The sequence below is a fragment of the Pseudomonas sp. MPC6 genome (assembly GCF_006094435.1).
In the GTDB taxonomy this organism is placed as follows: domain Bacteria; phylum Pseudomonadota; class Gammaproteobacteria; order Pseudomonadales; family Pseudomonadaceae; genus Aquipseudomonas.
This window is the reverse complement of the sequence record NZ_CP034783.1, coordinates 3,356,935-3,381,933: the sequence shown is the minus strand read 5'-3', so window position 1 is coordinate 3,381,933 and position 24,999 is coordinate 3,356,935. Positions and strand designations below refer to the sequence as shown.

Below are 24,999 nucleotides of genomic sequence, written 5' to 3'. Positions count from 1 at the left end.
AACATTCTAACCTGAAGGCACGCCCTTCCAGCGATTGCTGGATGCGACATGCCATCCCAGCTCCCCCGTTCTCCATCGGCAGCCGTCAACTCGTGCGTATAATGCGTTTCCTTTCAATCGCTTAAGCTGTCCAATGAAAAAACTGCTTGCCGTATTAGCACTGACCCTCTCGATCATCACCCCCGCTTTTTCAAGCCCTCCATCGACCTTTTCCGAAGCCAAGGTCGTCGCAAAGCAAAAGATCTACCTCGACCAGGCGAACAGTGCCTTTGGCGAGTTGTATTGTGGCTGCAAGTGGACATGGGTAGGTAAGTCGGGTGGCCGGATTGACGCTGAATCCTGCGGCTATCAAACCAGGAAACAACAGAGCCGTGCTGAACGCACTGAGTGGGAACACATCGTTCCTGCCTGGACATTCGGTCATCAACGCCAATGCTGGCAGAACGGTGGTCGAGAGCACTGCGTAGACGATGATCCGGTTTTTCGGGCAATGGAGGCCGACCTGTTCAACCTCTATCCATCCGTTGGCGAGGTGAACGGCGACCGGAGCAATTTCAACTACGGTATGGCTTCCGGCGTGGCGCCGCAGTATGGGCAGTGCAAAACACGAGTCGATTTCGACCAACGATCGGCGGAACCGCGTGACGAGGTCAAGGGGCTGGTCGCCAGGACAACCTTTTACATGTTCGACCGATACGATCTGAACATGTCTCGTCAGCAGCAACAGCTCCTGATGGCCTGGGACAAACAGCACCCCGTTTCGGCTTGGGAGAAAGAGCGTGACCGGCGCATTGCGGCAATCATGGGGTATTCCAACCCGTTCGTAACCGGTGACCGTCGATGGACGCAAGGATACAAGACGGTGGGTGATGGAATGGTTAGCGCCATTCCTGTCAAGCCCCCGCGAGCAGCGGCCCAGCCATCCCTGGCGAGCGCGAGCGGAGCAGGTTCGATCATTGGCAATCGGAAAAGCCAGATCTATCACCTTTCAATGGGGTGCCCTGGTTATGCTCAGGTGTCGGCGAAAAACCAGATAGCTTTTGATTCTGAACCTGCAGCCCAGGCGGCGGGGTATCGGAAAGCGGGCAACTGTAAGTAGCTGCAGTAGCGTTTCGGGAATCCGCGGAGTGTCCGGCGTCACGCCGAGCCGGGCCTCGGCGGCTCGTGCGCAGATAAGACGGCGCCGACTATCGTAGCCCGGCTCATCACTAATGCGACGAGACATAGCTTGATGGCGTGGACGATGCAGGCAACGCATAGGTCGCCTTCATCCATTCGATCTCGGATGGTGAAGTGGCCCTGAATTGGGCGCTGGAAGGCTACTCATGGCAATGAGCGCCTATCGATCGAGTTGCACCTCCGGTTCGCAATGGACGATTTGCAGTCGTTCCATGTTGCGCCGCTGGCACTCATACTCCGCCTCTGCTCGGGTCTGATAGGTGGTCTGCAGCCGCAGCTTTTTCTCATTGTCGTAGAGGTTAAAACCTACGCTCGCGTTTTTACAGTAAGAGCGCGTTCCGTTTCGCATGGATTCCGTATCCGTGGGCAATGCAGGAACAACACCGAATCTCAAGGCCATCTTCACGTCCTCTTCGAACTCACCGTCGAGTTACTCTAACTACTAACTAATAACTATTAGCGGCTACGGGCAACTACAGCAAGTAATGTCCCTGCTGATCCGATGAATAGCTCGAGCTTGCGCATATGGCCTCGACGGCACATGAAAAACACAGATGCGTAAATAGCTGTTCTTGTACCCGGCTTGCCTTGACGACCCTATGAATGGCGGTTAGCACGTACCTGAATGCCCATCATCGGAAGGGCTCGACACCCGGATCTCAATATTGGCCGGCAATATCGAAATCAAGCCCCGAAAGATTCGGGGCTTGATAGGGTCAGACGGCATCAGGACTTGCGTCCTCCACCGTCGCTCATCCCACCATCCTTGCGTCCCATTTCAGAGGAATTATCGCGGTCATCGGCGAGATTGCCGCCGCTCCCGCTTCCTTTCCCACCGCTGGACGATTGGTCAGCCTTGTTGGACTGTTGTCCGCCGGAAGCCTGGCCACCTTTTTGGCCTGGTTTGGACATGTTTTCTTTATCGTCGGCAAATTCCCCTCCGCGATTCGTACCCTGCCCGCCTCCAGACATGCGATCGCTATCGCGCGATTGTTGTCCGCCGGAAGCCTGACCACCTTTCTGGCCTGCTTCAGACGCGCGTTGTGGATCGTTGGCAAAATTTCCGCCAGAGGCTTCTCCACCTTTCTTACCGGCTTCGGAAGCCTTGTCTGGGTCATTGGAAAAATTGCCTGGATTTTTGTTTCCTGTATTGGCCATTTTCGTTCACCTCTACATCGTTGGCACGAGCATGGGCTCGTCTAGTTCGGAGGACGCACAAAACAGAAAGTTTGAACGGAAATATTGGACTCGCGACGAGTGGATTCGGGCATTTGGTTCCATTGCAAATGCGCGCATTCGATGGACGGCGGGAGCGTCATGGAGAGGCTGCTTACGTCGGATTTCGGATCAAATGATCGATGTTTTACTACACTGAATAACTCGTAGAGTCCTCCATGCATCACACCCAGGAGGTCAATCGATGACTGAACACATCGTGCATTTCCATTGCCAGATCGATCAGGGAACGACCGAGCGCTTCCGGGACTGTTGCCTGGAAGCCATCGATCAAGGCGCCACCTCCTTGCTCCTCAATCTTTCTACAAGCGGGGGTAGCACTAACTTTGGCTTCACCCTCTACACGTTCCTGAAGTCATTGCCGGTACCGCTATGCGCGATCAACGCGGGCAACATCGAGTCCATGGGCATCATCATGTTTTTGGCGGCAGGCCGACGTATCACCTCGCCCCACTCACGCTTCCTGATTCACCCGATGAATTGGTACTTCAGCCAAAAATCAGTCGACCATCAGCGCCTGCGTGAATACCTGTCGAGCCTGGACAACGACCTCGCGCGTTACGTGCAGATTTTCACACTCGAAACAGCTGACGCAGAGACCAAGCTCGATATTTTTCATTGCCTTTCAGCGGAGGAAAAAGTCATCGCAGCACATGAGTCTCTGGCTTATGGCATTGCTCATGAGATGAAGCAGATGATGTTTGCAGATGATGTCAAACATTGGAAAGTCAGCGGTGGATGAACCGAGCCCATTTCGCTCCTGACTCAGAGGACGTGTCGAACCGCTCCGCTAAATGTTCATATAAAAACGATTTGAAGAAAGGAGAAGCCAACGTGAGCACCTTGAAACTTCACCCTGCACTGGACAATGGTCTCCAACCCGCTGCCGCGAACTTCACCGGTGGCACCCTCCAATGCCTGTGTGCGACCGACAAGGTCGAGGTCAGGATCGACGCACAAACCCTGCATAACCATGCGTGCGGCTGCAGTAAATGCTGGAAACCGCAAAACGCGATATTCTCCGTCGTTGCCGTCGTCCCTCGGGATAAGGTCAGCGTCACGGCCCATGGTGAAAAACTGCAAATCGTCGACGAAGCCGCCACCATCCAGCGCCACGCCTGCAAGCAGTGCCATGCCCATCTCTTCGGGCGCATCGAGAACAAGAACCATGCGTTTTATGGCCTGGACTTCGTCCACACCGAGCTCTCTCCCCAAAGCGGATGGGCGGCGCCGGGCTTCGCGGCGTTCGTGTCCTCCATCATCGAGACCGGCACGCCGCCAGCGCAAATGAAGGCGATCCGTGAACGCCTGCGCTCGATCGGCCTGGAGCCCTATGACTGCCTGTCGCCGGACTTGATGGATGCTCTGGCGACTCATGTCGCCAAACAGAAAGGCGTGCTGCCCGCCTCCTGAAGGGCAGACAAAAAAAAGCCCCGCAACCGAATGCGGTGCGGGGCAAGGATGGGTTGGTTGCGGCCAACCAAAGGAGCTCTATGCAAAGCCTTTACGTTGCGGGGTCAGATGCAATCCTGGGCGGCACGCTCGAAACTTGAAGGCAGGAAGTTCGTGGCCAGCAAATGCCGCTCGTAGATGAACACCTTGCCGCCGTTCCCGGCTTTGTAGGCTTCCAGCACGTTGTCCGCGGAAATTTTGCTCGGCACCACGATCCGGTAGCTGCGCGGGGTCTGCGAGACAGTCGGGTTCAACGCACTGCCCTGCAATTTCGGTACGACGCAGTCGGCGTATTGGGCGGGCGTCTTGCTGGTCTGCAAGGTCAGTGTCGGATCGTTCGGCGCGGAGGCACAACCGGCAAGCAACACAGAGGCAAACGCCATGGCAGGTACGATTAAAGGGCGCATCGGTCTCATCCTGAAAAAAAAGGTTCGGTTCATCCCGCAACGGAACTGCATCATTCGATGGCCGCGATTCTCCAACTATTACCGACAAAGCAGAACTTGTGTTTCGTAATGGTCACTATCACTTCCAGCAATAGTTGCGCGCCGTGCAGACGGCGTGCGCAAAAATCGCGAACAAGGAGCCTGAAATGATTGTGTGCGAGATAGAGAAAACCCTATCTCGCCACACGGGTGTCGGCGCCACCCACTATCAGCCCTGGGCTTTGCTCATTTTGGTGAACAGTTCGGTCGGCACTTTCTTGCCGTTGCTGGTGAACTGGTTGGTGCGGAATTTGTAGACCTCGCCTTCGGAGAGGAAACCGTCGTTGTTGGTGTCCATCGCCTTGAATTCCCCGGCGCCCTGGGGGGCCACGGTCAGCAACTCTTTCAGGGACACGCGGCCGTCGTCGTCGGTGTCGGTACGGGCGAAGGACGCGTCGCCACATTTGCCTTCACCGCACTTGCCTTCGCCGGCCTTGGTGACCTTGGCCCCGGTTTCGCTGGCGCCGCACTTGCCTTCGCCACACTTGCCTTCACTGGTCTTTTCCGCCACGGCGAGTTGGTAGCCTTGGGGCAGTGCGTCAGCGGCGAAGACGGACGATGCGAGGTTCATGCTGCCGACCAGTGCGACAGCGATCAGGCCGATACGGGATTTGTTCGAGATAGAGGACATGGATATTTCTCCGGATACTGTGTGCGGTGAGGCCGCTCAGGGTCATGCCGCCAGGGCGATAAGCCGTGGTGCGAGGTGCGTTTGCTTTCTCGCTGAGGCCAGGCTATTTGACTGCCGCCATGTATCCCGGATGTATCCGGATCGAGGGGCATTTGTACGCCAGCATCCGTACAGGGGGTTCAGATACACAGCGATACACATGTCCCGCTCTTTTTAACCTGGTGGCCTGAGCGACTTCTCGATCCGATGCAACTTTCATCGCGATACCCTGCTGGCATTGGCCGAAATGCTCGCATCCGCAGGCCTTGAACGGCTCGCAATCAACCGCCGAGCAACCGTCGCTGATCGATAATGAATGGGCGGGACAACCCGATTGGCCGCTACGCTGTCCTGACCTTCAATCGAACCCCTCCCGACCAGATAGGTCTGTTCCTGTATACCTTCTTTGGAATTAGACCCTATGTCTGTGCAACAGAGCCTTGTCGTAGTCGCACGAGGTGGTTATGCCGCTCGAGGCGCTCTTTATCTGATCATAGGTATTTTCGCTCTGCTGGCGGCTATCGACTCGACCAAACCAAAGGATAGTCACAGGAGCCTGGAAGCGTTGCTCAGCCAGCCGTTCGGCTACGTTCTGGTCGGACTGGTGGTGGCTGGTCTGCTCGCCTTCGCCGCTTGGCGAGTGTTGCAGGCAACACGCGACGTTGATCATCACGGTAACGAAATGAAGGGGTTGGTCATCCGTGCAGGTTTGTTGGCGGGTGGTGTAGTCAACGGCGCGCTGGCGTTTTTTGCCTTGGGCCTGCTCATTAGCGGCATCAGAAGCTCGGGCAATTCCGGAGGTGGGCAAACCAAGGATTTACTCGCGTTTCTGTTGTCCTGGGAACACTCGAATTTACTGGTGTACCTGGTCGCACTCGTACCACTTGGCGTAGGCATCGCTCACATCATCAAGGGCTGGAAGGCGACATTCGAGCAATATTTCGAAGCTGACGAAGACGTTATGCGGTACGTCCGACCGGTGTCTCAATTCGGCCTGATCGCCCGTGGCGTCGTCTTCATCGAAATTGCTCTGCTGCTGATGATCAGCGGCTCGAAATACAAAGCCATGGATCCGCCGGGCATGAAGGAGGCGCTCGATGCTCTCCAGAACCTGCCGGCGGGAGGTTTGATCTTGATGGTGATGGCCCTGGGGATGATCGCCTTTTCGGTCTACAGCTTTTCCGAAGCTGCTTGGCGCAAGATCAACATGGATGTACCTGGAGTATCGAGCTCCAGGAAATGACGACGGCGAGGACTGCAGGTCGTCCGAGAAGACAGAAACACGCCATTCGCCGTAGCAAATCCCGTTCGGACAAGTGCCTCTTCACCGGCGAAATCTGGTTGGAACTTTCAAGCGCCGCTGACTCCATACAAGCAGCCTCAAAAAAACTGGATGATCAACTCTGCGCATTGCGGCACAGCTTCGCAGTGGCAATTCGGTAATCCATAACCCGCGTCATGCTTGATCTGAAGCTGCCCTCCCTGCCAGCTTCTTCGATACACAAATAATTCACATTGCCAGGGCATCATGGCCAGGGTCGATCACCAGTACGGTGCGTTTCGACATTTGATGCCTGCTAATAGCGCATTTTAACTACCTTTTTCTGGTGGTCGAAATGAGGCCCTGAAGAATAAAAAAGATCAAGCCAAAGGGTGCTGCAATGAATGACACGGGAAAGTCCCCTCAACGCATAACCAGTCTCAACCTGGATCTCAAACCCTCCAATAACGTCCGGGCATCGATTTTGCTTGAGCGGTCATGGGCGTCTGATTGAACAGAGGATTGGATCGTTATGTATAAAATTACTACAGGCTATGCCCGCGTGCTGGTGAACACACTGTCGGAGCAAGGATTGGATGTCGACCGCCTGTGCCAAGAGGCTGGGTTTGATCTAAAGCTCACAGCCATACCGGGATCCTTCTGCGAGCGAAGCACTCTCTACCGCCTATGGGATCTGGCAGCTCAGGCCTCCGGCGATCCCAACATTGGTTTGAAGTCCGCCAAAAACTTTCATCCGGACGTTTTTCAGGTCGTCGGCTACACCATGATGTCCAGTTCGCACCTGAAACAGGCATTCGAACGACTGGTTCATTTCAACCCATTGATCGGTACGGGTTTCACCCTGTTTGTTGTCCAGGAACAACAGCATTACCGCCTGGTTACGCTCGATCACCATCAGCGCGGCTCGTTCAAGCCCCGACAGTACTCCGATGCCAGCCTTGGAACGCTGCTGGGTGCCTATCGCTGGCTGAGCGGTGGCACATCGCTGAGACCGCTGAGTGTGGAATTCAGCTATCCCCAACCGGAAGACATCCACGAGCATCAACAGCTGTTTGGCTGTGAGCTGCAGTTCGGGGCGGCCTACGACAGCATCCTGTTGGATGGTGAGGAGCTGCTGCGTCCGTTGAGCACAGCCAACGAAGGGTTGGCCAAGCTCCATTACAGCTATGCCAATGCTCAGCTTGACCTGTTGAATGACTCCACCATGGTCTGCAGGATTCGTGCGCTGATCACCAAACGCCTGAGTCAGGCGCAAAGCCAGGTACCCTGCGATATGGAATCAATTGCGGCCGCGCTGAGCATCAGCAAGCGAACACTGCAACGGGCACTGGAGAAGGCAGGCACGCAGTTCACGGATATCCTGAACCATGTGCGTCAGCAGTTAGCCGACTTCTACCTGCGTCATTCCCATTTCAATGTGCAGCATGTGACTCACCTGCTCGGCTTTCATGACCACAGCAGTTTCCACAAGGCTTGCCTGCGCTGGTTCGGCATGACGCCCGGTGAGTATCGAGTGATTCAATCATCGCAAGAAGCCAAGGAAACCAGGATTTTGCGAATCCGCTAGGGATTGAGGCGGCCTCTCATTCATTTGAGGCGCGAGGGATCAGATCAATCTCGTATGAAGGTGCATTGAACACGCAGCCCTTAAATCGATTGGCTATTGAGTTAGAAAAATTCGTTTCTACAAGCCCGGGAGAAGTGACTAGCCTTTGCACTCTCGGCCTGAGCCGTTTCCACGACCCTCGATACGGTTCAAGGTCCTATCCGCTTGACTGGAGGGACCGATGGAGCCTGCTGAACACCCGTCCGATAGCACGGGCCGCCCCCCCAATCGCGGCTTGACGCCCGAGATCGTCGCGCCCAAAGGCGGCGGTGCCCTCAGCGGGATGGGCGAGAAGTTTGCCGCGGACCCCGTCACCGGGACGGGCTCGATGTCGGTGCCTATTGCTACGTCTCCCGGGCGCAGCGGATTCGGTCCCCAGCTGTCCATCAACTACAACTCCGGCGCAGCAAACGGGCCCTTCGGTTTCGGCTGGAACCTGTCGCTTCCCGTTGTCTCGCTTAAAACGGAAAAGGGCTTGCCGCTGTATGGGGCGGCGCAAGAGCCCGACATCTTCGTGCTCTCGGGTGCCGAAGACCTGGTGCCGGTGCTGCTGCGCGTCGACAACGACTGGGTCCGCGAAGTCCTGCCGCCGCGCACCGTGTATGGACAGCCGTACAGCATCCAGCGGTATCGACCGCGCGTCGAAGGGTTGTTCGCGCGCATCGAACGCTGGGTGAACACCGCCGACGCGGCGGACACGTTCTGGCGGTCGATCTCCAAAGACAATGTCACGACCTGGTATGGCCGGACTGCGCAGAGTCGGATTGCGGATCCCCTGGACCCCCGGCGGATTTTCAGCTGGTTGATTTGCGAAAGCCATGACGACAAGGGCAACGCCGTGTTCTACGACTACAAGCCGGAGGACTCGGCGGGCGTCGACCTGTCCCAGGTCTCGGAGCGCAATCGCAGTGACTTGACGCGATCGGCCCAGCGTTACGTCAAGCGCATCCGTTACGGCAATCGCGTGCCTTACTTGCCGGACCTGACTGCCACCGCACCGCCGCCGCCACCCGTCGACTGGTGCTTCGAGGTGGTATTCGACTATGGCGAGCACGACCTGCTGGCCCCGGTCCCCCAGGAAACCTCACAGGCATGGGCCTGCCGGCCCGATCCATTCTCGAACTATCGTGCATGCTTCGAGATCCGCACCTATCGCCTGTGCCGGCGAGTGCTGATGTTTCATCATTTCGCCGGGGAATCGAACGTCGGCCTCGATTGCCTGGTGCGCGCCACCCACCTGGAACACGCATCCGCCCCACCCGTCGATACCACGCAGCCTTTTTACGCTTTTTTGCGCGCCGTCACCCAGACGGGCTACGTTCGCGATGGCGCCGGCTACCGCGCGAGTTCGCTGCCGCCGCTCGAGTTCGACTATACCCAGGCTGACATCGACGAGTCCGTGCGCGACCTCGACGCTGTCAGTGTGCGCAACCTGCCGAGCGGGCTCAGCGACGCCCGCTATCGCTGGGTGGATCTGGAGAGCGAAGGCGTTCCCGGCATCCTGACCGAACAGGGCGGCAGCTGGTATTACAAGTCGAACCTGAGCCCGGCCAACCGGCAGGTCGTCGCCGGCACCGAGGTTTCCGTGCCGCGTTTCGGGCCGATGCAGCGCGTAGCGCGGCAACCCTCGCCGGCTTCCTTGCACAGCGACCGCGTGCATCTGCTGAATCTGTCGGGTGCCGGCGATCTCGCTGTGGTGGCATTCGACGGCCCCTCCCCCGGCTTTTTCGAGCGCACCGAGGAGCAGGACTGGCACCGCTTCAAGCGGTTCCGGTCGATCCCTGTCCTCGACTGGGGAAACCCGAACCTCAGGTTCATCGATCTGACCGGCGACGGATTCCCCGATCTGCTCATCAGCGAGGACCACGCGTTCTGCTGGCATGCCTCCTTGTCGGTCGATGGTTTCGCGACCGCGCAGCACCGGCCCCAGTCACTGGATCAGGAAGCAGGACCGCAACTGGTGTTCGCTGATGGCAGCGAGTCGATCTTTCTCGCCGATATGTCCGGGGATGGCCTGACCGACCTCGTGCGCATTCGCAACGGCGCGGTCTGCTACTGGCCCAACCTTGGTTATGGCCGCTTCGGCGCCAAGGTCACCATGGCGCAGTCGCCCCGCTTCGATCACGCCGACCTGTTCGACGGCAACCGCCTGCGCCTCGCCGACATCGATGGGTCCGGCACCACGGACATCCTTTATTTCACGAGTCACGCGATCGATGTTTATTTCAATCAATCCGGCAATGCCTGGGGGAGTCGCCGCCGCCTCGCACATTTCCCGGCTGTCGAATCGGTATCGTCGGCCACGGTGCTGGACCTGCTCGGCAACGGCACGGCCTGTCTGCTCTGGTCTTCCCCCTTGACCACGAGCGCATCGCGCCCGATGCGCTACATCGACTTGATGGGCGGCCAGAAACCCCACCTGTTGGTGCGCTCGCGCAACAACCTGGGCGCCGAAACTGCCGTCCGGTACGCGCCCTCGACCCGGTTCTACGTGGCCGACAAACTGGCGGGCACCCCCTGGCTGACCCGGCTGCCGTTTCCGGTGCATGTGATCGAACGCGTGGAAACCTATGACTACATCAGCCGCAATCGCTTCGTCACCCGCTACGCCTACCACCACGGCTATTTCGACGGAGTGGAGCGCGAATTTCGCGGTTTCGGCCGCGTCGATCAGTGGGACACCGAAGAGATCAGCGCCGTCTCCCAAGGCGGCGCGTTTCCAGGGGCGAACAACCAGGATCCGGCCTATTCGGTGCCGCCGGTGCACACCAGGACGTGGTTCCACACGGGGGGCTATTTCGGCGAGTCGAGCGTCTCCAGGCAGTTCGCGCAGGAGTATTACGACGAAGGCGACGACAGCAGTTTGATCGCGGGGTTAAGCGACGCAGAACAGCAAAGCCTGCTGCTCGACGACACGCTGTTGCCCGACACCGTGCTGCTTGCCGATGGCAGTCACCTGTCATGGAACGGCTCAGCCGATGAAATGCGCGAGGCCTGTCGCGCATTGCGCGGTTCGATTCTGCGCCAGGAAGTCTACGCGCTCGACGGCTCTGACGCCGCCGACCGCCCTTACAGCGTCAGCGAACGCAACTACAGGATCGAAGTCCTGCAACCACGGGGCGCAAACCCCTACTCGGTGTTTTTCGCGTTCACCTGCGAGGCGATTGACTTCCATTACGAGCGCAAGCTGTACAAAGTCCTCGGCAACCAGCTGGTGGATCAGGCTGCACCGCCGCCCGGCGCCAAGGATGCCGCCGACCCGCGGGTGTCTCACGCACTGACGCTCAAGATCGATCCCTTCGGCAACGTGCTGCAATCGGCGGCGGTCGCCTACGGGCGCCGTTATCTTGATCCCACCCTGACGCCGGACGATCAACGCAAACAAACAGCCCCGCTCTGCACCTATGCGCAGGCTTCCTACACCAACGCGGTCCTCGCCGAAGACGCGTACCGAGCGCCGTTACCAGCGCAATCGAGCAGCTACGAATTTATCCAGCTCCCGCCATCGAGTGCGCCGCCCGGCATTACACCGCTGCTGGGGTTCACGCAATTGGCCAGTGCCATTCAAACCGCGGCGGACGGCGCCCACGACATTGCCTTCGAAGACCTGAATCCCTCGGGTCTCCAGGCAGGGCAAACGTATCGGCGATTGATTGCGCGGGCGAGCACCTGCTATCGGCCCGACGATATGGGCGCTGCGGCCGCCGACGCCAACGCCCTCCTCCCGCCTGGCACGCTGGAGGCGCTGGCGCTGCCAGGCGTCCAGTATCAACTCGTATTCACCCCGGGCCTGGTTTCACAGGTCTATCGGCGGGACGGCGCTGCGCTGCTGCCCGTGCCTGCCGACGTGCTTGCCAGCATCGCCGCGGATGGCGGTGGTTATGTCGACTTGAATGGCGACGGCCATTGGTGGCAGCCCTCCAGCCGGGTTTTTTACTCGCCCAGCGCCACCACGCCTGCCGCCGAAAAATCCGCGGCGCTCGAGCATTTCTATCTGCCGCGCCGCGCCGTGGATCCCTACGGCAATGGCGCGACGGCCACCTTCGACGTGCACGATCTGGTCCCGGTGCAGACCACCGATGCGCTCGGCAACTCGACGACGGCCCGCCACGACTACCGCGTGCTGTTGCCGGTACTCGTCACCGATCCCAACGGCAATCGCAGCGCGGCTGCCTTCGACGCGCTCGGCTTTGTGGCGGGGACCGCCATCATGGGTAAGGCCACCGAAAGCCTGGGGGATTCACTCAGCGGTTTTGCCGCCGGCCTGACACCTGCCGAGATCGATGGTTTTTTCACGGCCGATGATCCCCACGACCTGGCCGGCGCGCTGCTGGGCACGGCGACGATGCGCATCGTCTACGACCCGCTGCGCTTCTTCAATTCGCGTCAGGCCTCCCCGGGCGATCCAGCGCAGTGGTTACCGGCCTTTGCCGCCACTATCGTGCGCGAGACGCATGTCAGCGACCTTGCACAGGGTCAGACGAGCAAGACGCACCTTGCTTTCGGGTACTGCGACGGCTTCGGCCGAACCGTGCAGAAGAAAGTCCAGGCCGAACCGGGGCCGGCCGTCGCGGACGGCCCGGTCATCGATCCGCGTTGGGTCGGCAGCGGCTGGACCATCTGCAACAACAAGGGCAAGCCTGTGCGGCAATACGAGCCGTTCTTCAGCCAGTTGCCCGCGAAGGGGCACCAGTTCGAATTCGGCGTACAGGCGGGCGTCAGCGCGATTCTGATCTATGACCCGTTAGGCCGTGTAGTCGCCACGCACCATCCCAATCAGACCTACGAGAAGCTCGTGTTCGATGCGTGGCATCAGCACTCCTGGGACGCAAACGACACCGTGCTGGTGAACGATCCTGCTGCCGATGTGGACGTGGGCGGCTACCTCGGTTTGCTGCCCGCCAGTGATCTGTCACCGACCTGGTATGCACAACGCATCAACGCCAATCTCGGCCCGCAAGAGCAGGATGCCGCGGTCAAAGCAGCCGCCCACGCCAACACGCCCGGTGTAACCCACCTGGATGCGCTGGGGCGCCCGTTCCTGACCATCGCCGACAACGGCGCCGCCGGTCGCTATGCAACCCGCGTCGAACTCGACATCCAGGGCCTGCAGCGCGCCGTCAGCGATGCGCTCGACCGCAAGGTCATGGTGTACGACTACCACATGCTGGGCGGCAGCATTCATAAGTCCGGCATGGAAGCCGGGCAACGCTGGAACCTGGACGATGTCACCGGGAAAACCATCCGCGCCTGGGATTCCAGAGGCCACAATCACCGCAACGAATACGATGCACTGCGCAGGCTGACCGGCTTGTTCGTGCAGGGCACCGACAACGTGAATTCCGATCCCCGGACCCTGACCGAGGTGCAGTACCACCAGATCGTTTACGGTGAAGGACAGCCAGACGATGCGATGCTCAATCTTCGCACCCGTGCCTATTCGACCAGCGACACGGCCGGTGTCGTCACCCACCTGGCGCTCGACCCGGTTACCGGGCTGCCACAAGCCTACGACTTCAAGGGCAATGCGCTGGGGGTCCAGCGGCAATTCATCGAGGACCATCAGCTATTACCGAACTGGTCTGCAGCGCCAGTGCTTGGCAGCACCTTCATCGGCACTACTCAATACGATGCGCTCAACCGTCCGACCGCGGCCACCACGCCCGATGGAAGCACCACGCGTACCACCTACAACACTGCCAATATGTTGGAGACCGTCAGCATCAATCTGGCGGGCGCGGCGGCGCAAACGCCCTTTATCACCAACATCGATTACGACGCCCAAGGCCGTCGCACGCTGATCGACTATGGCAACGGCGCCAGGATTCGGTACGACTACGACCCCTACACCGCCCGTTTGACGCGGGTGCTCACCCGACGCAACCCGGCCGGCTTTCCCGACGATTGTCCGGCGCCACAGGACACGGACTGGCCCGGATGCCAGATCCAGAACCTCCTCTACACCTACGATCCGGTGGGCAACGTCACCGCCGTTCGCGACACCGCGCAGCAGACCATTTTCTTCCGCAACCAGCGCGTGGAACCGAGTAATGACTATGCCTACGATGCCCTCTATCGCTTAACGCAAGCCAGCGGCCGCGAGCTCCTTGGACTGGGCGCCAACGACATCCCGCTGGCACCGGCCGCGAGTTCATACAACGACGCGTCTCGCGTTCGCTTGCCCAGCCCCCATAACGGCAAAGCCATGGGGACATACACCGAACACTACGACTATGACCCCGCCGGCAACTTCCTCAAGTTGATCCATCAGGGCAGCCAGCCGATCCATGCGGGATGGACGCGTACTTATCTCTACAACGAAGCCAGTGCGCTGGAACCGGGAAAGGTCGGCAATCGCCTGTCCTCCACGCTTGTCACCGGAACCCAGGGCCTGACCGAGGGGTACGGGTACGACCTTCACGGCAACATGACGTCGATGCCGCAATTGCAGGCGATGCAGTGGAATTTCCATGACGAGTTGTCCATGTCGCAGCGCCAGGCGGTGAATGCCGACGATGCCGATGGCGCGCTGCACCAAGGCGAGCGCACGTACTACGTGTACGACGGGACAGGCCAACGGGCCCGCAAGATTACCGAGTCGCCGGCTGGCATCAAGCGCAAGGAGCGGTTCTACCTGGACGGCTTCGAAGTGTATGTGGAGTACGACAACGCGGGCGCCCTCACCCTGCAACGCGAAACGCTGCACGTGGCCGATGACCGGCAACGCATCGCGCAGGTAGAGACGCGGACCCAGGGCAACGATGGCTCTCCCGCGCGGTTGGTGCGTTATCAGTTCAGCAATCACCTGGGTTCGGCGGTGCTGGAACTGGACGATGCGGCCCAGGTGATCTCCTACGAAGAATTTTGTCCCTATGGCAACACTTCGTACCAGGCCGGACGCAGCGCGGTGGAAGTCAGCCGCAAGCGCTATCGCTTCACCCGCATGGAGCGCGATGAGGAAAGCGGGCTGAGCTACCACGGGGCCAGGTACTACGCGGCCTGGCTGGGTCGATGGACGAGCTGCGATCCCACCGGATTGCAAGGCGGCCTCAACTTGTACGAATACGTCATGTCCTGCCCCACTGGCCTGACCGATCCGGCCGGGACTGATGGCCGCCCAAGTGACGAGGACATCGCAAAGATCGAGGCTCGTGCAAAAGAAATCCGAGACATGCTGACCCCGGACCTGCCTCGCTGGAACTCCGAGGGCCCGCCGATAACGCCGACGCAGAGGGGGAAGATCCAGGGTCGGATCGACATGCTGCGCACCCTCATACCCAAGCTGAACGACGCCGGCGACTCCCTCGACGCCTCCATCATCGTGCACATGATCGCCGACATGCTTCTGGAGATGAAGTTGGGAGAAAAACAATGGAATGCCCTCTCGGACGCGAATAAACGTTACTGGGGCATGAAACTCGACCACCCGGAATGGGCGGTCAAGCCCAACGCCTTGAACATGATGACCGGTGCGATCATGACCGAAAGCATGAGCACCGACGTGCAGGTTTTCCAGGGTATTGCCATGGGTTTCCTGACGATGTCGGCCATGCCCGCCAAACCCAAGGCCCCCGTGCCCGGCGCGAATGATGTCAGGGGACCGCACAATTACCTTGCGGTCAAAAACGGCCCGCTTTATCTGGCGGACTCCGAAGGCGTCCTGGCGAACCTGACCAACAATCGCTGGTACTCGAGGTGGATACGCGGGGGGACTCAACTCATCCTGAGCCGAGGCCCAGTGACCCAGGGCGGCCTGTTGAATGCGATACGCCGTTTCGGCCGCACGGGGCGAAGGCTGACGATTCTGTCGGGCCCCCATGGCGACGAGACAGGGCGAATGTTGACGCAGACCGCCGATGATCTTGATCCCAATATTGGAGGACAGCGGCATTTCCTGAACGCGGACATCAATGTCATCGGCCGCAACGGACATGCGCCCGGCGTGCGCGTGCTCAATGCCGAGCTGTTGTCGGACATGCAGCTCAAGACCGTCCTGACCTCTGGCGATGACGTGTATGCAGCGTGGTGCCACAGCGGTGTTTGTGCCCAACTCAGTCGTGCTTTTGATCGACTCTCGCAATAGACAGTTTGATTCACGGAGGATGCTCCATGCCTATCGAACTCACACCAGGCGCTGCCGGCGACGGCCAGGGCAGCGTCCAGGGAACCTTCGTCGACGCTGACGGCGCCCCCATCGCCGGTGCGCGCATCTCCTTGTTGGCGCAGCGGGTACGCGATCGATCGGAACTCGCCTCGGCGGCCACGGATGAGTCGGGCGGGTTCCTGTTGACCTATCGGCGCACCAAAGCCGTCAACCTGATCGTGCAAGCCCTCGACGCCGACGGCAAGGTCATCGCCGAATCCGAGATCCTGTTCGCGGCCGATGCGCATGTCGACATCGACCTGACAACGGCAGGCGTCGGCCGGGTGCCTGCGCCGTCGGCCCACACGCTGCTGAGCAGCACGGTCGCGAGTCAATTGCTGAAGACGCCCTTGGTGAAGCTGAAACAGAACAAGGATCATCGCGAACTGGATTTTGTCGCCAAAGCCGGCGGCGTGCCGTTTGCCGACGTGGCCCGCTTGTACATCGCGCGACGCCTGGCAGTGCCGGGCAAGCTGGATGAACGCACGCTGTACGGCCTGTTCAGCCAGGGCATTCCGGCGCCCCTCGACACGGCGCTGGGGCAATTGCCCGATGCCGGCATCGACGACGCGTTCGTGGCGCAGGTGCTGACGGGGGTGCTGGCCCATTCGGACGCCTCGCTCGCGCAAACGCTCGACGCCGCAGTCGCGGCCAATGTGCTGCCCGCCACCTATGCGGTAAAACAGAAAGATGAATTGGCGCAGCTGCGCGCATTGCGCACGCAGCGAGTCGGCGCGACGCCTTACATCCGCGGCAAGACACCGCTCAACGACGTGTTGAGTGCCGCTGGCGTCGAGGCTGCGGTGAGTGCTGCCTTCACCCAGGCCTACGCCGCGTCGGGTAAACGTCTGCGCACCACATGGAAGCTGCTGCGTGCCGACCCTGCGTTGACCAAGGAACAGCTGGCGACGCTCAACACCGCACTGAACGCCAGCGAACTGCTCGGCGGCAACCTGGTACTCGTCAAAGACACCCTGCAGCGCCTGGCCCGAGGGGACCTGGCAAGCGTGCAGAATCTCGCCCTGCTCGATGAAGCCGACTGGGTCGCAAGGATCGAGCGACTCGATCCGCAGGCCTCGACGATTCCCCAGGTGTTGCCCGACGACACGCCGGCACAGCGCATCGCCCGTTTTGCCAAGGCCTTGGCCGAACGGTTCCAGTCGCGCTACCTGACAACGACCTTTCTTGGCAGCCTGAGCAAAGCTGCGGGATCCGCCTTCGCCGCCAGGGAGGAATTGGTGTCGGTGCTGGCCGCGAACCCGCGACTCAATCTGCGCCGCACCAACATCGACCGCTACGTCGCCAGGAACAACCTCGAGCTGTCGACCGAGGCCCTGGGTTCACTGAAGACCCTGCAACGGCTGTCCTTTCTGTCGACGCGCTACGCGACGGTAGAAGCCCTTGCAGGCGCGGGTTACCACTCGGCGCAAGCCGTCTATTTCAGCGGGCGCGCGCCCTTCGTCGCGCAAATGGCGCCGCTGCTCGGCAGTCAACCGCGAGCCGAGGCGGCCTGGTTGCGTGCGCAAGCGCGCTACGCCAGCGCGTTGTCCGCTTTCGGCCGCTACAACCTCGCGCTCAATGGCACCACCGTGGCGTTGATGGCCTCCCCCGTGCCTGCTGCGGACTCGCTGGCCAACCTGCCGGACCTGCAGGCCCTGTTTGGTTCGCTCGACTACTGTGAATGCAGCGAATGCCGCTCGGTGCTCAGCCCCGCGGCCTACTTCGTCGACTTGCTGCAATTTCTCAAACAACGCGGCGCCCTCGATGCCCTGCTCTCCCGTCGGCCCGATCTGCCCTTCATCGCCCTGGGCTGCGACAACACCGACGTCACGTTGCCCTACATCGACCTGGTCAATGAATTGCTGGAGTCGGCGATAGCACCGCCCGCTGCACCGCTCACGCTGTTCGCGACCACGGGCTCCTCCGCGGAGCGGCGTGCGTTGCCCCAGCACGTGTCGCAGGCGGCGTACGATAAAACCGCAGTGGCGGTCTTCCCGTTGACGCTGCCCTTCGATCTGTCCTTCGCCCGGACTTCGGCGTTTCTGCAGGCGATGGGCACTCGACTCGACCAGGTGATGCGCCTGTGCGGCAGCGGCAGTGCGGCGGCGCGTGCTGCCGCGCAACTGGGCCTCAATCCCGCCTTGCAGGCGTTAATCAATGGGACCGACCCGCACCCGCCCTGGGAGCGCTGGGGATTCGAGGCCCAGGCCAACCCGGCGAACGTATATGACCCCAAGACGAGGCAGCCGCTGAGCCCGGCACCCGCCGACTGGGTCGCCGCCTTATCCAGGGTGCCCGTGCTGCTGGGGCGGGCACATCTGGACTTCGCCCAGTTGTGCCAGTTGCTGGAAGTGGCCTGGGTGACGGGCGGCAACGTGACCCTCAAGCTGGGTTTCACCGTCCAGGACACCCTCAACATCGCGAGCTGCGACACGGCGCTCATGACCTTTGAGGGGCTCGATGCCGCCGTGCTGGATCGGGCCAATCGCTTCCTGCGACTATGGACGGCCACCGGGCTGCAAATGTGGGAGCTGGATTGGGCGCTTGAATCGGCGAACGGCAACCTGGACGACGGGTTCCTGGTGTTCATGGCCGATGCGCTGGCCTTGCGCGAGCGACTCAGGCTGCCGCTGCAGGAGCTGCTGAGTTTTTGGGGCCCGATGCCAACCCATGACGTGAACAGCCACTTGGGCGAGGTGGATACCCTCGTTGCATCGACATACGAGCGGGTGTTCCGCAGTCCGACGTTGCTGGCGTCCTGGTCCGGGGTCTTTGTCGCTGCCGGTGCCTTGCCGGGAGGGCCGATCGATCCCAATGCGATCAAGGCGGCACTGGGCTTGAGCGCCGACGACCTTGCAGCGATTGGCGCCGCAACAGGCGTCACCCTCGAGTTGTCGCTCGACGGCCTCAACCTGTTGCTCCGGCACGCCAGGCTCGCCGCCGCTTTATCCCTCACCGTCCCCGACCTGTTGCTGTGGATGACACTCTGCGATGCGTTGCCTTCCGGGTCCGCTGCCGCGTTCGGCGGCACGCCGGCCGACACGGCCGAGTTCCTGCGCAGACTGGCGCTCCTGCAAGGAACCGGCATCAAACTCGCCGACCTGGACTACCTGCTGCGCAACGGATCGGCCACCCGCAGCGAAATGACGTTTACCACGGCAGAGGCGACGGCCGTGTTGCAGGCGATTCGCGATGCGCTCGCCAAGCTGGCACTGGCTGACCCCACTGCTGTGCAAACCTTGTTTGTCAGCGCCTTGGCCGCGGCGACTGGCGTCAGCGCAAACGTCGTGGCGCCCGCGCTTACCAGCACGGGCATCCTGCCACTGCCTGCCACCACCATCACGCAATTGCTCGGGCAAACCAATGGCGTGGACCCGACACCCTTCCAGCCGCTGGTGGACGGGATCACCCGCGTGGCGAAGGCCGCCGCGTTGTTCAATGCACTAAGACCGACCGTGTCGAGCTTTACCTTCCTGATCCAGCACGCGGCCTCGTTCAACTGGTTGAATCCGGCCGCGCTGCCGCTGTCCCCGCCTGCGGGCACTGTCTATCTGCCCTTCGAACGCCTGCTGCAGGCGCTGCAACTCAACCGCCGCCAGACGGCGAGCGCGCCCAGATTGTTCGATGTGTTGGGCCGTTGGGTACAGGTGTTGCCCGCAGACCTGGCCGGCGCCATCGGCAATGAGTCCGGCGCCCTGGCCACCGCCCTGAATACCGGTGTCACTGACCTGACCGTGCTGGCCAACGCACTGGCGGCGACGACGCCCACCCTGGATGCGGGCACCCAGACCGGCACGCTCGCCGACATGGGCATGCTCACGGCGCTCGGCACGGCGCTCGACGCCATGGCGCAATATCACATCGGGGCGGCTGCGCTGCTGCAACTGGCGGCCGCACCGCCGACCGTCGAATCCGCCTCTGCCGCCATGGGCACCTTCCAGTCCCGCTACGCCCCTTCGGCCTGGCTGGGTGCCGTGCAGCCGGTGGAAGACAAATTGCGCGAAATGCGCCGCGATGCCTTGGTGGCCTACCTCCTCGGTCCAGGCCCGGCCGTCGCGCTGACGCCGCCGTTGCTCAGCAGCGACGATATTTTCAATGGCTTTCTCATCGACCCCGGCATGTGCGCGTGCGGCATCACCACGCGACTGCTGGAGGCATCCTTGGCGGTTCAGCAATTCGTGCAGCAATGTTTCCTCGGCCTGGTCCCTGGCGTCCCGGTGGATTCGACCGTCGACCCAGGCTGGAACCAATGGGCGTGGATGAGCCAGTTCAGGCTCTGGCAGGCCAACCGCCAGGTCTTCCTGTACCCCGAGAACTATCTGCTTCCGGAGTTGCGCAGCGACCGCTCGCCGTTCTTTTCCGACCTCGAGAACGAACTCAAGCAAAGCAACTGCGACACCGACGCAACCACGGCGGCGTTGAAGAACTATGTGCGCAAACTGGTGGAAGTCAGGCACCTGACCGTCGCCGCGCACTACCGCGAGACTCGCGCCGACGGATCCCGGGTCTTGCACGTGTTCGCGCGCACCCGTGGCGCGCCGCCGAAATGGTACTACCGCAGCCGGTCCGAGGGTTCGCTGAGCAGCGGCGTCTGGAGTCCATGGCAGGCGCTGAACCTGGATATCGCCTCGGATCAGCTCGTGCCGCTGGTGTGGGACCAGCGACTGCATCTGGTCTGGCCGATCTTCAAGCAGATTTCGGAGAAGGCCGGCACCCAAAGCATACCGACCTCCAATAACGGCGCGCCGACACCCAATACCGCAGCGGCCGCGAGGAAATTCTGGTCCATCGAATTCGCGATGAGCGAGTTGAGTGCGGGGCAATGGCAGGCCAAGCGCACCTACGCCGAAAAAAGCTATGTCCAGACCGATAACCCGGCGCTCGACTTCACCTTCCGCGCGTTCGCGGACGCCCAGTCGACGTTGCAGCTGGAGATCTACCTGAGTGTGCATTGGCTCAATTACGGCACCTGGTCCAGTGTCCTGGTAGGCACCGGCCAGTTGCCCATGCCGGATTCAGCGCTGGCCATTTATTCGCAGAACTCGCTGCCCGCCGCCTCTGCCGTCGATCAGTCGCAGGAACCCAGCTACGCGCTGATCACGCTGAAGTACCAGTTCCCCAACACCTTGGTGACGGCCGCCAACTACAGGTTCCGCGGCCAGGATCTGTGCAGCTACGGCCCCCATCCGGGGCCGGCCAACCCGCTGACGGTACTGGCCCTGGCCGGCAGCCACAGCGCCCCGGCGGCATTGACCCTGCTGGGCACCATCGACAACCAGCGTGTGGTGGTGCCGATGCAGGACCGGGTGTTCGATTCCGCGGATCCGTTCTTCGCCGCCGATTCGTTGCGCACCTTCTTTGTCTGCCCGCATTACTACACCGTATCCAGCTCGCCGCAGGAGCTCGACGATCTCGCCTACATCCCGCAGTGGACCACGAGCTATGCCTTTACCCCGTTCTATCACCCCTACGCGCGCACCTTCCTGCGCGAACTGGAGATGGGCGGTACCGACCGCCTGATGTCGCGCCAGCTGCAGACCGATCCGCAATCGGTACGCGGCCAGGGCAACTTCGACTTCGCGACAACGTACCAGCCGCAACCCCCGGTCATGACACCCTATCCCCGGGAGGACGTCGATTTCAGCGTATCGGGTGCCTACGCCCTCTACAACTGGGAGCTTTTCTATCACGCGCCGATGTTGGTGGCGACGCAGCTGATGCGCAACCAGCAACACGAGCCTGCGATGCAATGGCTCAAATACGTGTTCGATCCGACCGACCCGAACCCCGCGCCGGTACCTGGGCACTTCTGGCGCACCCGGCCGTTCTACGAAATGAATGCCGACACGTGGTTGGCCCAGCAGATCCAGCACATCCTGGCGACACTGGCGGCCAACGCACAGCAAGGCACCGCGGACCCGGACACCGCCGCCGCGCTCCAGGACTGGCTGGCGCATCCTTTCGATCCGCACCGCATCGCCCGGTTGCGCATCGGCGCGTACGCCAAGGCGACTGTCATGAAGTTCCTCGACAACCTGATTGCCTGGGGTGACTCGCTGTACGCCCAGTACACCATGGAAAAGGTCGCACAGGCCGAGCAGCTCTATGTGCTCGCGAACCTGATCCTCGGTCCCCGGCCCGAACAGGTGCGCCTGCGCGACGCCGATTTCGCCACCCGGCCGGACGCCACCACCTACGCCGCCATCCAGGACGGGCTGGACGCATTCTCCGATGTGCTGGTCGCCATCGAAAATGTGATCGCGGCGCCGACCCCGGCGCTGGACGCCCAAGACGCCGTGAGCGAAGCGCCGGACCTGCCGCAGCTGTCCACGCTGTTTTTCTGCATACCGCCCAACGATCAGCTGCTGGCCTATTGGGACACGGTCGCCGACCGCCTGTACAAGATCCGTCATTGCCTCAACCTGCAGGGCGTTGCCCAGCCATTGCCGCTGTACGCCCCGCCGATCAATCCGTTGCAACTGATGGGCGGACAAGCCGCCTATGGCGCCGGAGCGATCGGTGCCGCGGCGCCATTCACCCCGGTGTACCGCTTCCCTGTCTACCTGGAGCGCGCCCTGGAGTTGACCAACGATGTGCGCGGCTACGGCGCCGCCGTGCTGGCGGCTCTGGAGAAAAAGGATGCCGAGGCGCTCGGCGTGTTGCGCGCCAATCAGGACTTCGACATCCAGACCCGGCTGCTGGACATCAAGACCCGGGCCGTTGCGGAAGCCGAGGGCCAGGTCACGGCCCTGCAGAACCAGAAAACCACGGTGCAGATCCGCCACGACTTTTATGCCGACATCGATTTCATGAACCCGTGGGAAGTCGCGGCGAGTGCGCTGCAGATCCAGGCCGCGATCATCAATGGCCTGGCGGTGCCCCTGGACCTCACCGCCAGCGGCGCCCACCTGATTCCGGAAATGACCTTCGGCGCGACGGGTTGGGCCGGCAGTCCGACCTCGCTGGTCAAAGTCAGCGGCGACCAGGTGGCGGCCTCGCTCGCGTCCTCGGCCAGCGCCCAGCGCGGCACTGCCGGGGTCCTCAGTGAGGTCGCGGGCATGACGGCGACCCTGGGCAGCTACCAGCGACGCATGAACGAATGGAACCTGCAAAAGGAGCTCGCCGCCGCGGAGCTGATCCAGCTCGAGACCCAGATCGCCATGGCCAACGATCGACTGGCGATGGCCAACAGCGAAGTCAACCTGCAGGCGCGGCAGATCGCCAACGCCCGCGCCGTTGGCGACTTCCTCAACGAAAAATATACCAACGAGCAGTTGTACGGCTGGATGCTGACGCAACTCACGACGGTGCACACCCAGGCCTACCAGCTGGCCTTCGCCCTCGCCCGGCAGGCCCAGGCCGCCTATCAGTACGAACTCGGCAGCCAGGACGCCTTCGTCCAGTTCGGTTACTGGGACACCCAACTCAAAGGGCTCACGGCCGGGGAAAGCCTGCTCTTCGATTTGCGCCGGATGCAGGCCCGGTACCTGCAAGCCAATACCCGCGAGATCGAGCTGGTCAAGCATGTCTCGCTGGCGATGGTGCAACCCCTGGCCCTGGTGCAATTGCTGCAGACGGGCATCTGCGATATCGCACTGGACGAAGCGCTGTTCGATCGCGATCACCCCGGGCAGTATTTCCGTCGGCTGCGTTCGGTGGCACTCACTGTACCCTGCGTCACCGGGCCCTACAGTGGCGTGAACGCCAACTTGACGCTCGCCCAGGCCAAGGTTCGCGTGCAGCCGCCCACTGCGCCGTACTCACCGGCACTGGCGCGGGATGTGGCCGCGGCCCCGGCGTTCGCGGCCAGCCTGCCGGCGGCCTCCGCCAGCATCAGCACCAGTCATGGCCAGGACGATGCGGGCCTGTTCGAGGTCAACCTGCACGACGAGCGCTGGTTGCCCTTTGAAGGGCAAGGTGCAATCAGTACATGGACCCTGGAGCTCGATCCCCGCGACAACGGCTTCGATGTCTCCACCATTACCGACGTCGTCCTGCACTTGCGCTATTCGGCGCGCGCGGCCGGTGGAGACCCCCAGGCGGTACGCCAGGCGCTCAAGCCGTTGGGCCCGCGGCAGTTTCTCCTGAGCGTGCGCAGCAGTTTCAGCGACGCCTACTACGCCTTCTTCAACCCCGCCGACCCAGAGGCCACGCAGCAGGTGCTCACGTTGCCGCTGTTGGCCAATGTCTTCCCGTTCTCCAATCTGGGCGCGGCTTCCATCACCGATATTTCGATCAACCTGATGCTGACCGAGGTGCCGCCCGCCGGCACCCAGATCACCAACGCCACGTTCGGGCCAACCGGCGGCAGCGCGGTTGCCATGTCGATCAACCAGGTGCCGCCTCCGTCTGGCGGCGACCCCGTCGCGGCGCTTGGCGTCGTCACGGGCCAGTCAGGACAACCGGGTTCCTACTCGCTGACCGTGCCCGAGTCCGGCATTGCGCCGGCGATCGCCAGCACGCTCAATGGGCATGCACGCCTGGACGCCTCGCAGTTCAACGACATCCTGCTGATTGTCAGCTACGGGATCGCCTGATGCTCAGCGACGCCGACATTCAGCGCATCGTCACGCGCATCGTCCAGGGGTGCCAGCCCATCGCGGCCGGTACCTTTGGCTCGTACGCGGTCGGGCTCGCACGCGAGGACAGCGACCTCGACCTGTTCGTCATCCTGCGCACACCACTGGCAAAGTCAGCGCGACGCCGATCGATCTGTCGGCATCTGTTCGGCGTGATGCACCCGCTTGACGTCCATGTGTTCACACCGGAGGAGTTCGAGGCGGATGCGCGGGAGGAGTTGTCATTCGCCTGGATCATCGCGAAACAGGCCCGCTTGTACTATTGGACTGAGGAGGCGGCGGTGCAGGTTCCGGCGTTGCGCGTGGGGAGCGATGGGATCACTTGATCAAAGGCCGTTACCGAATACCTTCCATCAAGGTTTTCCAC

Annotated in this window: 11 protein-coding genes and 1 pseudogene; 8 read left to right on the top strand and 4 right to left on the bottom strand. The window is 61.5% G+C overall.

What is annotated here, in order from left to right:
- Positions 1–133: 133 nt before the first annotated feature.
- Positions 134–1,099, top strand: a complete 966-nt coding sequence (locus tag ELQ88_RS17655) for an endonuclease (RefSeq protein WP_138966659.1) — start codon at positions 134–136, stop codon at positions 1,097–1,099.
- Positions 1,100–1,339: 240 nt separating this feature from the next.
- Here ELQ88_RS17655 and ELQ88_RS17650 read toward each other — a convergent pair whose 3' ends face one another.
- Both ELQ88_RS17650 and ELQ88_RS34685 read right to left on the bottom strand, forming a co-directional pair.
- On the bottom strand, positions 1,340–1,579 hold the full coding sequence (locus tag ELQ88_RS17650) for a hypothetical protein (RefSeq protein ID WP_128872332.1): 240 nt from the start codon (positions 1,577–1,579) through the stop codon (positions 1,340–1,342).
- A 596-nt stretch (positions 1,580–2,175) separates the two neighbouring features.
- Positions 2,176–2,337, bottom strand: a pseudogene (locus tag ELQ88_RS34685) (general stress protein); the annotation flags it as partial.
- 262 nt (positions 2,338–2,599) lie between these two features.
- On the opposite strand from ELQ88_RS34685, the gene ELQ88_RS17640 reads away from it, so the two are divergent.
- Positions 2,600–3,157, top strand: a complete 558-nt coding sequence (locus ELQ88_RS17640) for an ATP-dependent Clp protease proteolytic subunit (protein ID WP_046817303.1) — start codon at positions 2,600–2,602, stop codon at positions 3,155–3,157.
- Positions 3,158–3,249: 92 nt separating this feature from the next.
- Positions 3,250–3,828, top strand: a complete 579-nt coding sequence (gene gfa, locus ELQ88_RS17635) for an S-(hydroxymethyl)glutathione synthase (protein ID WP_138966657.1) — start codon at positions 3,250–3,252, stop codon at positions 3,826–3,828.
- 104 nt (positions 3,829–3,932) lie between these two features.
- Here the strand turns inward: gfa and ELQ88_RS17630 are convergent, their stop codons facing one another.
- Positions 3,933–4,274, bottom strand: coding sequence for a hypothetical protein (locus tag ELQ88_RS17630; RefSeq protein WP_128872329.1), 342 nt, complete (start codon positions 4,272–4,274; stop codon positions 3,933–3,935).
- Between the two features lie 247 nt (positions 4,275–4,521).
- On the bottom strand, positions 4,522–4,983 hold the full coding sequence (locus ELQ88_RS17625) for a hypothetical protein (RefSeq protein ID WP_138966655.1): 462 nt from the start codon (positions 4,981–4,983) through the stop codon (positions 4,522–4,524).
- A 460-nt stretch (positions 4,984–5,443) separates the two neighbouring features.
- Between ELQ88_RS17625 and ELQ88_RS17620 the strand changes: the two genes are divergently transcribed.
- The 5 genes from ELQ88_RS17620 to ELQ88_RS34145 all read left to right on the top strand — a co-directional run bounded on the left by ELQ88_RS17620 (position 5,444) and on the right by ELQ88_RS34145 (position 24,958).
- Entirely contained in the window at positions 5,444–6,265 is an 822-nt protein-coding gene (locus ELQ88_RS17620) for a DUF1206 domain-containing protein (RefSeq protein ID WP_138966653.1), read from the top strand.
- A 550-nt stretch (positions 6,266–6,815) separates the two neighbouring features.
- Positions 6,816–7,871 carry an AraC family transcriptional regulator gene (locus ELQ88_RS17615; protein ID WP_138966651.1) on the top strand — a complete coding sequence of 352 codons (1,056 nt, stop codon included), beginning with the start codon at positions 6,816–6,818 and terminating at the stop codon, positions 7,869–7,871.
- Positions 7,872–8,091: 220 nt separating this feature from the next.
- Positions 8,092–15,993 (top strand): SpvB/TcaC N-terminal domain-containing protein, encoded by a 7,902-nt coding sequence (locus ELQ88_RS17610; protein ID WP_138966649.1) that lies wholly within the window; start codon positions 8,092–8,094, stop codon positions 15,991–15,993.
- Between the two features lie 26 nt (positions 15,994–16,019).
- The gene (locus tag ELQ88_RS17605) at positions 16,020–24,590 is read left to right on the top strand and encodes a neuraminidase-like domain-containing protein (protein WP_138966647.1); all 8,571 of its coding nucleotides are present in this window, start codon (positions 16,020–16,022) and stop codon (positions 24,588–24,590) included.
- The gene (locus ELQ88_RS34145; protein ID WP_161599973.1) at positions 24,590–24,958 is read left to right on the top strand and encodes a nucleotidyltransferase domain-containing protein; all 369 of its coding nucleotides are present in this window, start codon (positions 24,590–24,592) and stop codon (positions 24,956–24,958) included. Before ELQ88_RS17605 ends, ELQ88_RS34145 begins: the two co-directional genes overlap by 1 nt.
- Positions 24,959–24,999: the final 41 nt, after the last annotated feature.

Bases quoted from the DNA above. Each gene is read 5' to 3' on its own strand.
- ELQ88_RS17655 (WP_138966659.1), top strand. From the start codon at position 134: ATGAAAAAACTGCTTGCCGTATTAGCACTGACCCTCTCGATCATCACC.
- ELQ88_RS17650 (WP_128872332.1), bottom strand. From the start codon at position 1,579: ATGGCCTTGAGATTCGGTGTTGTTCCTGCATTGCCCACGGATACGGAA.
- ELQ88_RS17640 (WP_046817303.1), top strand. From the start codon at position 2,600: ATGACTGAACACATCGTGCATTTCCATTGCCAGATCGATCAGGGAACG.
- ELQ88_RS17630 (WP_128872329.1), bottom strand. From the start codon at position 4,274: ATGCGCCCTTTAATCGTACCTGCCATGGCGTTTGCCTCTGTGTTGCTT.
- ELQ88_RS17625 (WP_138966655.1), bottom strand. From the start codon at position 4,983: ATGTCCTCTATCTCGAACAAATCCCGTATCGGCCTGATCGCTGTCGCA.
- ELQ88_RS17620 (WP_138966653.1), top strand. From the start codon at position 5,444: ATGTCTGTGCAACAGAGCCTTGTCGTAGTCGCACGAGGTGGTTATGCC.
- ELQ88_RS17615 (WP_138966651.1), top strand. From the start codon at position 6,816: ATGTATAAAATTACTACAGGCTATGCCCGCGTGCTGGTGAACACACTG.
- ELQ88_RS17610 (WP_138966649.1), top strand. From the start codon at position 8,092: ATGGAGCCTGCTGAACACCCGTCCGATAGCACGGGCCGCCCCCCCAAT.
- ELQ88_RS17605 (WP_138966647.1), top strand. From the start codon at position 16,020: ATGCCTATCGAACTCACACCAGGCGCTGCCGGCGACGGCCAGGGCAGC.
- ELQ88_RS34145 (WP_161599973.1), top strand. From the start codon at position 24,590: ATGCTCAGCGACGCCGACATTCAGCGCATCGTCACGCGCATCGTCCAG.